This window comes from Kitasatospora sp. NPDC088346 (genome assembly GCF_044740765.1).
Lineage (GTDB): Bacteria > Actinomycetota > Actinomycetes > Streptomycetales > Streptomycetaceae > Kitasatospora.
Genome location: NZ_JBIURH010000194.1, coordinates 1 through 1,093, shown reverse-complemented (window position 1 = coordinate 1,093; position 1,093 = coordinate 1). Strand labels below are relative to the sequence as shown.

Here is a 1,093-nt window from a genome sequence, read left to right as displayed (position 1 = left end):
CGACGACGATCTTCGCCGAGGTGGTGGCGCGGCTGGGGGCGGCCGCGTTAGAGCTTGCGAAGTCCACTGAGGACCCTTTCGAGCAGCGTGACGTCGGGCTGGTTGCCGGATTCGCCGCCGGCAGCGGGCTGGTGGATGGTCACGAGACCGGCCTCGGCCAGGTCGGCGACGAGGATCCGCGCCACCCCCAGGGGGATGGTGAGCAGGGCGGAGACCTCGGCGATGGACTTGACCTCGGTGCACAGGGAGCAGATCCGCTGGTGCTCCGGCAGCAGTCCGGCCAGCCGGGCCGGCTCCACGCTGGCGGAGACCAGGGCCTCCAGCGCGAGCTCGTACCGGGGCCGGGTGCGGCCGCCGGTCATCGCGAACGGGCGGATCAGCGGGCCGGAGTCCTGGCCGTCGTCGTCGTGCTGCCCGAAGTCCTCCTGGTACCGGGCCTCGTCCCGTTCGGGGAAGGCCTCGGGCCCCGGGTAGTCCTGGTAGCCGTCCTCGGGCCGGGCGTACTGCCCGGGTTCCCGGTACGGCGGCCGGGGATCCTGGTAGGGCTGCTGGCCGTACTGCTGCTGGGCGGCCTGCTGGGGCGGCGCGAAGTACTGCTGCTGCTGCGGCGGGTACTGGTGGCCGTGGCCGACGCCGGGCGCGCCGAAGGCGTCATGGCCGGTGCCGGGGTACGGGACGCCGTACTGGCCGCTGCGGTCGTCGGGCGGTGTCACGGTTCCTCTCCTCACAGGGTGCGGCGGTGCGGTGCTGGCCCGGGACAGCTGCGCCCCGAGCCGGTGGTGCGAAGGCCGTACAACGCCCGAACCCGGGTCCTTCACTGAACACCGTAGGCGGTGGCCGACGGTGTCCGGGAGGGACCCGGGACGGGCAATGAGGTCTTTCGAATACCAGGACGGTATCCGACGAACCGTCAGTGCAGGAGACTGCCCTGGAGTTCCGCGCGGAGTGCGGGGGTGAGGACGGCTCCGGCACGGTCGACGAGGAGGGCCATTTCGTAGCCCACGAGACCGATGTCGGAGTCGGGGGAGGCGAGGACGGCGAGCGAGGAGCCGTCGCTGATGGCCATCAGGAAGAGGAAGCCGCGCTCCATCTC

At 71.8% G+C, this 1,093-nt stretch carries 2 protein-coding genes; both read right to left on the bottom strand.

Annotation, left to right across the window (positions count from 1 at the left end; genetic code table 11):
• Window positions 1-47 precede the first annotated feature (47 nt).
• Window positions 48-713, bottom strand: a complete 666-nt coding sequence (locus tag ACIOFR_RS42405) for a DUF742 domain-containing protein (RefSeq protein ID WP_401006207.1) — start codon at window positions 711-713, stop codon at window positions 48-50.
• Window positions 714-910: 197 nt separating this feature from the next.
• Window positions 911-1,093 (bottom strand): roadblock/LC7 domain-containing protein (locus tag ACIOFR_RS42400; RefSeq protein ID WP_401006205.1); only part of this gene is annotated, 183 nt, incomplete at its 5' end.